General features: G+C 71.1%; 7 protein-coding genes and 1 pseudogene. 5 read left to right on the top strand and 3 right to left on the bottom strand.

Annotated features, from left to right (window positions below; genetic code table 11):
- Positions 1–906: 906 nt before the first annotated feature.
- On the bottom strand, positions 907–1,542 hold the full coding sequence (locus tag KBY47_RS35755) for a ScbR family autoregulator-binding transcription factor (protein WP_210928763.1): 636 nt from the start codon (positions 1,540–1,542) through the stop codon (positions 907–909).
- A gap of 827 nt (positions 1,543–2,369) precedes the next feature.
- On the opposite strand from KBY47_RS35755, the pseudogene KBY47_RS37475 reads away from it, so the two are divergent.
- Positions 2,370–2,591: pseudogene (locus KBY47_RS37475) on the top strand (transposase); the annotation flags it as partial.
- A gap of 361 nt (positions 2,592–2,952) precedes the next feature.
- Complete coding sequence (locus KBY47_RS37470) at positions 2,953–3,384, top strand: transposase (RefSeq protein ID WP_210928762.1); 432 nt, start codon at positions 2,953–2,955, stop codon at positions 3,382–3,384.
- A gap of 530 nt (positions 3,385–3,914) precedes the next feature.
- Here KBY47_RS37470 and KBY47_RS35740 read toward each other — a convergent pair.
- Positions 3,915–4,460 (bottom strand): TetR/AcrR family transcriptional regulator, encoded by a 546-nt coding sequence (locus tag KBY47_RS35740; protein ID WP_210928761.1) that lies wholly within the window; start codon positions 4,458–4,460, stop codon positions 3,915–3,917.
- 170 nt (positions 4,461–4,630) lie between these two features.
- Between KBY47_RS35740 and KBY47_RS35735 the strand changes: the two genes are divergently transcribed.
- The 3 genes from KBY47_RS35735 to KBY47_RS35725 all read left to right on the top strand — a co-directional run bounded on the left by KBY47_RS35735 (position 4,631) and on the right by KBY47_RS35725 (position 6,560).
- Positions 4,631–5,470 carry an oxidoreductase gene (locus tag KBY47_RS35735; RefSeq protein ID WP_210928760.1) on the top strand — a complete coding sequence of 280 codons (840 nt, stop codon included), beginning with the start codon at positions 4,631–4,633 and terminating at the stop codon, positions 5,468–5,470.
- Between the two features lie 85 nt (positions 5,471–5,555).
- Positions 5,556–5,756, top strand: a complete 201-nt coding sequence (locus KBY47_RS35730) for an aldehyde dehydrogenase family protein (RefSeq protein WP_247695750.1) — start codon at positions 5,556–5,558, stop codon at positions 5,754–5,756.
- A 420-nt stretch (positions 5,757–6,176) separates the two neighbouring features.
- Positions 6,177–6,560, top strand: coding sequence for a carboxymuconolactone decarboxylase family protein (locus KBY47_RS35725; protein WP_210928758.1), 384 nt, complete (start codon positions 6,177–6,179; stop codon positions 6,558–6,560).
- An 831-nt stretch (positions 6,561–7,391) separates the two neighbouring features.
- Here KBY47_RS35725 and KBY47_RS35720 read toward each other — a convergent pair.
- The gene (locus tag KBY47_RS35720) at positions 7,392–8,090 is read right to left on the bottom strand and encodes an AfsR/SARP family transcriptional regulator (RefSeq protein ID WP_247695748.1); all 699 of its coding nucleotides are present in this window, start codon (positions 8,088–8,090) and stop codon (positions 7,392–7,394) included.

The following is an 8,090-nucleotide window of genomic DNA, read 5'->3' as shown; positions in this document are numbered from 1 at the left end:
CCCCCGAGGCGCCCCCTCACCCCGCCCGGACAGCTGACCGCCCCGGCCCTGACGACACCTCACCACCCCGCCCCGCCCCGGCCGCATCCCGCCCCGCCACCGGCCACCCGCCACCCCGCCCTACGCGGCACGGGGACGGCCCGCCCACTGCCGGGCGGGCAGCCAAGAGCGGGGCGGGGGCGCACAGGTGACGGACCGCTGGGGGCACAGCACGGCCACACCGGCCCGCCTGAACCCCTGCACTCCAGCCGGCCCCGCCGGGACCGCGGATGACCGCACGTGACACTGTCGCGAAATCCCGAACAAAACCGGGCACCCCGTATGAGAGTTCGAGGCAGGAGACAGAAGAAGCAGGAGCCCGAAGAGGAGACGAGAACCAAGGGCTGGGAAGGGAAGAAGGAAGGCCGGGCCCGGCGCACGCTGGAGGTGCCGGCCGGGACGGGCCGGCGTGGCTGGTGTGCAGCGGCGGCCAGGCCGCACGACGGCGGCACGGCGGGCCAGCCGCTGCGGAGCCGGCCCGGCGCGGAGATCAGCCGGTGCGGGGGGTAGCGTCCCGCCAAGTGGTGCAGAACCATCCGGACCGCGCCGGTCCGAGCGACCAACGATCGCCGGCCCGGCCGAAACCCGCGCCGCTGCGTGAGCCGGTCAGCGCAGCGCGGGCTGCCCGTCCCCGTGGGCTGACCGGCGTAACCTGGCCGCGACCTGCGAGGCCGCGACGACCGAGCGGCTACACCACTTGGCGGGACGCCGCCGGTACGAGGCTGGCCCGGCGCGGGGGCCAGCCGGTGCGGGGCGGGGCCGGTGCGGGGGCCAGCCGGTGCGGGGCGGGACCGGCGCGGGGGCCAGCCGGCGCGGGGCGGGACCGGCGCGGGGGCCAGCCGGTGCGGGGCGGGGCCGGTGCGGGGGTCAGCCGGTGCGGGGGGCGGGTGGCGGGGAGCCGGAAGAGACCAGGGCACCGGCATGAGGCCGGTCGGCGAGCCGGGGCAGCAGCAGGTCCCACAGCCGCGTGACGTTCTGCCGGGACAGCCAGGACGCGTCCGCGCCGCCGAGGACTTCCAGACCCACGGTCGCGGCGACAACGAGACGGGCGGCGTCATCCCACGCCACCCCGGGAGCAAGCACGCCGCCGCGTGCGGCCCGGCGCAGCCCGTCCTCGACCCACCGCTGCCACTCCTGCCGCAGCGGGGACTCCGCACGCCGGGCGATGTCCCCGGCCAGACCGAAACCACCCCGCACCACAATGTCCTTCGACAAGGCACCCATCAGTTCATGAGTAGCATCCACGACCGCCTGCAAAGGATCACCCTGACGCGCGCGGACCGCCTCGATAAGACGGCGCACCCTCTCAGCGGCCTCCGCCTCCACCGCCTCGGCAAGCATGTTCTTGTTGGCGAAATGGAAATGCAGCGCCCCGTTGCTCACCCCCGCCCGTTTACTGATGGCACCCAGGGACGCGGGAACGAACCCGACCTCAGCGAACACCTCGGCCGCCGCCCGGATCAGCGAACGCCGCGTACGGGCGGCCCGCTCCTGCTTGACCATGTGCTGCCTCCTGGGCAACGCCGACGCCGAACGCCGGCACGACACCGGCACCTCACACCCCTCACAACGCACCCCCCAGCCCCGCCGGGCACCGGCACACACCACCACCCAGCCCGGCACGGACACCACCCTGCAAGGACACCGCACACCCCACACTAACAAACCGCTTGGGCGGTTTCATATATGCAGGACCCACCCCATCCACCACCCACCCACACCACCACCCCCCGCACCACCGCCCACGCAGCCCGCCGGGCGGCCCGCGCACGGGCAGAAGGCACCGCGACGAACCAGAGCCCACAGCGAGCCGAACCCGCACCCCATGAGCCCTTCACAGGGTGGGGCGGCAACGGCCCCTTGCACGGCTCGCCACAGCAGCGCTTCACCGAATCCCGGCTCCGGCACACTCGCCGCCCGCGGCATCCTTCGGACCGGCTCCAGCGGCAACCTGGCCGGTGCCTTGAACTGTCGCAAGCCGGCCCGTCGCCTGGACAGCGCGTCTCTACGCCCCTGGACCGGCCGCCGTTGCGCTCGCGCCGGGTCACCGTCCGGCTGCGGGCGCGCCGGTACTTCCGCGACCGCAACAGCTGTCCCCGTACAGCGTTCGTCGAGCAGGTGCCGGGGCTGCCCACCCCCTACCGCCGTTCCAGTACCGGGCTTCGGACTGATGGCGTCCCGCCAAGCGGTGCAGCAATACGGACCGCGTGGAGTTATGCGGCCGGGCGTCCGCCCGACTCACCCGATCTCTGCCCGTGCCCGTGTCGTACGCCTCCGCCCTGCGGCTGCTGCGGCTGCTGCCCGTGCCGGAGGTGCGAATCCCGCGGGTGATGGGGGCCGACGACTTCGCCCTGCGGCGCCGGCACAGCTACGCCACGATCATCACCAACGCCGAGACCGGTGAGCGAATCGAGGTACTGCCCGGCCGCGAAGCCGCCACTTTGGAAGCCTGGCTGCGCGGACATCCGGGCATCGAGGCCGTGTGCCGGGACGGATCGGCCACCTACGCCGAGGCGGTCCGACGAGCCCTGCCCGACGCGGTCCAGATCAGCGACCGCTGGCACCTGTGGCACAACCACGCCGAGGCCGTCCGCAAAGAAGTCGCCGCGCACAGCACCTGCTGGGCGAAAGCGGGCCCGCCCCCGGCCGAGGGGAGACAGGCCGCCACCACCCGCGAGCGCTGGCAGCAAGTCCACGCCCTGCCCGAGCGCGGAGTCGGACTTCTGGAGTGCGCGCGCCGCCTGAACCCGGCTCTCAACACCGTCAAGCGCTACGACCGCGTCGCCGAGCCCGAGCGCCTCATCCGCGCCCCCACGTACCGGCCCACCCTCGTGGACCCCTACCGCGATCACCTACGCCGACGCCGGCTGGGGAACCCGGCCGTCCCCGTCACCCATCTCCTCCAGGAGATGGGTGACGGGGACGGCGCTACACCGGCAGCTCGAACCTGCTCGTCCGCTACACCAACCAGGGCCGCGTCGAGGCCGACCGGCCCGCACTCTCGCCCCGGCGCCTCGCCCGCTACCTGCTCACCCGCCCGACCGCCTGAAGGACCACCAGCGGGAACGTGTCGAGGCCGCCCGCCCCGCCTGCCACGAGATGACCGCTCTGGCCCACCTCATCCACCACCTCGCCGTGCTGCTGGATCCCGCCCACGGCACTGCCACCCTGCTGAGCACCTGGATCACCTCGGCCCAGGCCGAGGACCTGCCCCGCCTGCATGCCTTCACCCGGGACCTCGGGAAGGACCGCGCCGCAGCCGGCGCCGCCCTCACCCTGCCGCACCACAACGGCGGTACCGAAGGCGTCAACAACAAAACCAAGCTGGTCAAGCGCCAGATGTAGGGCCGCGCGAGCTTCCCTCTCCTCCGCCACCGGATCCTCCCGGGCTGACGACACCCTCCGTCACCACCGACTACGGAAACAGACCCGGCCAATGGACAGAGCCGCAGGCCACACCCCCGCTCCAGCAGCGCCCGCAAGCACTGCAGCCACCGGCCCCCCCCCGGCTCACCGCCGCACCACAAACTGATCAGTGCAGGCCAGCGCACCAACCGCTGATCAGAAAGACCGCTCCTGGACAGTTGGAAGCACTACGCAGGCCGGGAGTGCGGTGGGCGTCAGAAGCGGGGGTGGGCCCTGTGGCATCTGCGTGAGGGGCGCTCGCCGGACGCCCTCCGACGCGAACTGCGCCGACCAGATCAGCAGCAGTAGCTGAGAGCCTCGCGCGCCGGCGCGCCGTGCCAGCCTGTCGAGCAGGCCGGGCGCGGCGAGGGGACAGTTCTTCACAGGTCGACGCCGTCGTCGGACGCGGGGTGGCCGCATGCTGGTGTCGCGGTCCTCGGGCCTGTCCTGTGCCGGGGTGGGTGGGGGTGTCAGGTCGCGCCGAGGCCGTTCAGGAGGGTGGCGGCGACAAGATCGGCGGCCTGCGGGGGTTCCAGGTCGGGGAACCGGTGAGCGACGGTGTCGACGAGTTCGTCCAGGATCGTCCGCGCCCAGGCCGCGTCGACGTCTGCTCGTAGGTAGCCCTCGTCCAGTGCGCGGCGGATGAAGGCGTCAAGGCGCGCGCTTTGCTCCTCCCGGCGGGCCCAGGCGGCGGGGTCTTTCTGCATCATCAGGCGCATGTCGACCGGCCATTCGCGACTGACGGGGATGATCCCTTCCAGGTAGCGGTGGAGGGCGACCGGCAGGGGTGACTCGGCCAGGCGGGCTTCGTCCAGAACGCGTTCGGCGGAGTCGAGCTTGGCCTGGAAAACGGCGCTGAGCAGGGCTTCACGGTTTGCGAAGCGGCGGTGGACGGTCGTGCGGTCCACTCCGGCGGCGGCGGCGATGGCCGCCATGGAGGCGCCCGGGTCCTCTGCCAGGAGTCGAGCTCCGGCATGCAGGACGGCAGTCAGGTTACGCGCGGCGTCAGCTCTCATGATGCCGGCATTCTACGCCCGTGCTTTACTTAACCGACTAACATCACCACGTGAGATGTAACACTGAGTATTAGTGCATCATTGATGTTGCAGTTAGGCTGATTTTGTCTACAGTGAAGTTGCTGTCCCGTTCGGGGCGGTGAAGCAGATGACGAAACGAGGCACGCGTCATGGCACGAACCTGGCTGATCACGGGGGGCTCGCAGGGCCTCGGCAGGGCCCTGGTGCTCGCGGCCCTGGGGGCCGGCGACAACGTCGTGGTGACTTCCCGCAAGCCGGAGGCGCTGGCTTCCCTGAGGGCCGGGCACCCGGACCGGTTGGAGGCGGTGGCGCTGGACGTCACCTCCGCGGCCCAGTCCCGGGGCGTGGTGGCCGAGGCGGTGGAGCGGTTCGGACCGGTCGACGTCGTCGTCAACAACGCCGGCTACGCCACCAGCGGCTCGATCGAGGACTTTCCCGAGGACGAGTTCCGCGCGCAGGTCGACACCAACTTGTACGGCGTAATCAACATGACCCGGGCGGTCCTTCCCGTCATGCGCCGCCAGCGGTCCGGGCACATCGTGCAGATCTCCTCGATCGGCGGACGTGTGGGCGGTACGCCGGGTCTGAGCGCCTACCAGACCGCGAAGTTCGCCGTCGAGGGGTTCTCCGAGGCACTGGCGAACGAGGTGGCACCGTTCGGCGTCAAGGTCACCATCGTCGAGCCGGGCGGCATCCGCACCGGCTGGGCCGCGGGTGCCGCGGAGCCTTCCGGTCCCGTGACCCCCGACTACGAGGAGACCGTGGGCCTGTGGCTGGCCCGGTTCGCGGACTACGCCGGCAAGGAGCCCGGTGACCCGGACCGCATGGCCCGCGCGATCATCGGCGCCGTGGACGCCGAGGAGCCCCCGCGCCGGCTGCTGCTCGGCAGCGACGCCCTGGAGATCGCGATCAACTCGGAGGAAGGCCGTCTGGCCGAGGCCCGCAAGTGGGCCGAGGTCAGCCGTTCCACGGACTACCCCACCACCTGACGGCACTGCGCGGACGCGGCAGCGGCCCGGCCGAAGCACCCGATCCCCCGGGCCGCCCGCGCCGACCGCCCCGCCCCGCCGGCCCCTGGCCGTCATCGCCTACGACGACAATGACGACGCCGTCCGCATCGCCAGCGCCTCCCCGTACGGCCTGTCCGGCGCTACCTTAACCTCAGATCCCGGCCGCGCCCTGGCCACCGCCCGCCGGCTGCGCACCGGCACCGTCACGCTGAACGAAACGCCCAACGGCTTCGGCCGCCACCAAAGCCAGCGGCCTCGGCCGTGAGCAGGGCAAGGCCGGTCCGGCCGACTACCTCGAGCACAAGCCGATCACCCGCACCCGCTAGTCACACCCCAGCGGGACGCACTGCCGGAGAACGAAGCCCGTTCCGCACGGCTCCCCCGATCCGCCCACGCCCCAGGGACCCACTCGAAGACCATGAGGGAGCCCCGCAGTCACAGGCCCGGACAGGACATTCGATCCACGCCCTGCAGCCCGGACGGTTCACCCGGCCGAGCAGACCAATCACACACCGTGCGAGCGTGGAAACCAGCCCCGTGCGGCGAACAGCCGTCCCGCCGCCCGGCGAGCAGCAACCCCCAGCGAGTCGGGGAACCACCTGCCCCGCAGCCCAACCCTGAACGGCGCGTGGCGGCCAGGACCGCCGGCCCGCCACCCCGCACGACCGGCCGACAAGGAGCACAGATGAGTACAGACGACGCCTACGAACAGGCGCTGGACACCGCAAGCAAACTCCTGGGACAGCGCCTGGACCTCCCGATGAGCCCCGGCGAACCGGCCTCCGGAGCCGACTTCCGTAAGGTCGCCACCGTGCACACCTTCGGGGACTCATGGACCCGTACCGCACTGTCGACACACGACCGCTCCCTGGTCTCCGTCGCCATCGCCGCGACGCTGGGCGCGTTCGAACCGCTGCGCGGGCAACTGCGCATCGCGCTCAACAACGGCGTCACTCAAGACGAGATCGTCGACCTCTTCATCCACCTCGCCGTCTACGCAGGAGCGGCCCGCGCCTTCGAGACATACCAGATCGCCTTGTCCGTCTTCGCCGAGGAGGCCTCCCCCTGACAGACATCCAGCCGGAAGCTTTCACCCAACCCCCTGCTGCAGTGCGTGATGCGCTGCCCCGCGGCCATCGCCGCGGTCCAGGCACACGCACACGGCCGGCGGCGGCAACCGGGACGGGGCGGGCGCCTGCGGTGATCTCTGCCAGGCGTACCGAACACCGATCCCCCCTCCCTCCGCGCTCCATACCCCTGGCGGCCGGTGTCCTGCCGCAGCGATATCTGCCTCAGCATGCGGGGCAACCCACCCGCGTCTCTTCAGGCGGTGACATACCCCGCCCCGCAACAAAACGGCGATCTTTCCCACGGCACAGACCAAAACAGGTCCGCAAAAGCGACGACACCCTCAACCACCCCCCACCAACACCCTGACGGCCTGCCGGCCATCAGCCGGTCACTGAAGGCGGCAGCGGAACGTCGTAACACCGCAAGACCTCCCGGAAGAAACCCGCAACCACGCGCGGCCCGTTACTCCGGTCCAGTTCACGGCCGCCGAAACGGTAGACATCGCAGCCGGAGCAGCTCAGCTGCCAGTCCTCCGACACCATCTGGGCATAAAGCTGTGGACCCGCTCTGCCGCCGACCCAGCAGTACTGCCGGCCATCGGCCTCCCAGACCACACCCACTCAGTTCGGCAGCAACAGCAGAAAGTCCATGCGCTGCCGAACAACAGACCCCGGCACGGCACGGCCCTTCACCGTGCAGCAGGAGACATCGCCCGCAGCGCAGCCCGCAAGACAGCGACACCAGACACCGCTCACCACCCCGGCCACAGGACTGCACAAACCGCAGAACAACACCCCCCGCAGAACCTCAACCCCCCGCACACCAGACCTCAGCAGGCATCACTCGCCGCCCGCACCGGCGCCAGCGGCACCTCCGCACCCAACGGCGCCTCCGGCGCCGCCACCAGAATCGACTGCTGCAACCGACGCAACCGCGCCGACGGCTCCAACCCCAGATCCCGCACCAACGTACTCCGCAGCTTGTGATACACGTCCAGCGCCTCACCCCGCCGCCCCGACCGGTGCAACGCCAGCATGAACTGCGCATGAAGGTTCTCGTGCGCCCGGTAACGGCTCGTCAGCACCGTCAGCTCTGCCAGCAGTTCGCGGTGACGGCCCAGCCGCAGATCCGCCTCGATCCGCTGGTCCAGCGCACACAGACGGCTCTCCTCCAGCCGCTTGGCCTCCATCTCCAACCGCGCACCCGTCTGCACATCCGCGAACGCCGGACCACTCCACAAATCCAACGCCCGCCGCAGCAAACCAGCCGCCCCCGGAAAATCACCAGCGTCCATGGCACGATAACCCTGCCCCGCCAGCCGCTCGAACTCCCGCACGTCACTGGTCCCCTCACCCGACACCAGCACATACCCACCCGGCGCCGTCACCAGCACATCCTTCGCCGACACCACAGACCCCCCACCCCCAGCCGACCCCTGCCCCCGAAGCGCCACCGTGATCAGATCACGCAACTGCAGCACATACGTCTGCAACGTCGTCCGCGCACTGCGCGGCGGACGACGTTGCAG

It is taken from the genome of Streptomyces sp. B93 (assembly GCF_018070565.1).
GTDB lineage: Bacteria > Actinomycetota > Actinomycetes > Streptomycetales > Streptomycetaceae > Streptomyces.
Note: the sequence above shows the minus strand (reverse complement) of the source record. Positions and strands in the feature narration are given on the sequence as shown.

Coding starts and splice junctions, on each gene's coding strand:
- KBY47_RS35755 (WP_210928763.1), bottom strand. CDS start 1,542: ATGGTCAAGCAGGAGCGGGCCGCCCGTACGCGGCGTTCGCTGATCCGG.
- KBY47_RS35740 (WP_210928761.1), bottom strand. CDS start 4,460: ATGAGAGCTGACGCCGCGCGTAACCTGACTGCCGTCCTGCATGCCGGA.
- KBY47_RS35735 (WP_210928760.1), top strand. CDS start 4,631: ATGGCACGAACCTGGCTGATCACGGGGGGCTCGCAGGGCCTCGGCAGG.
- KBY47_RS35725 (WP_210928758.1), top strand. CDS start 6,177: ATGAGTACAGACGACGCCTACGAACAGGCGCTGGACACCGCAAGCAAA.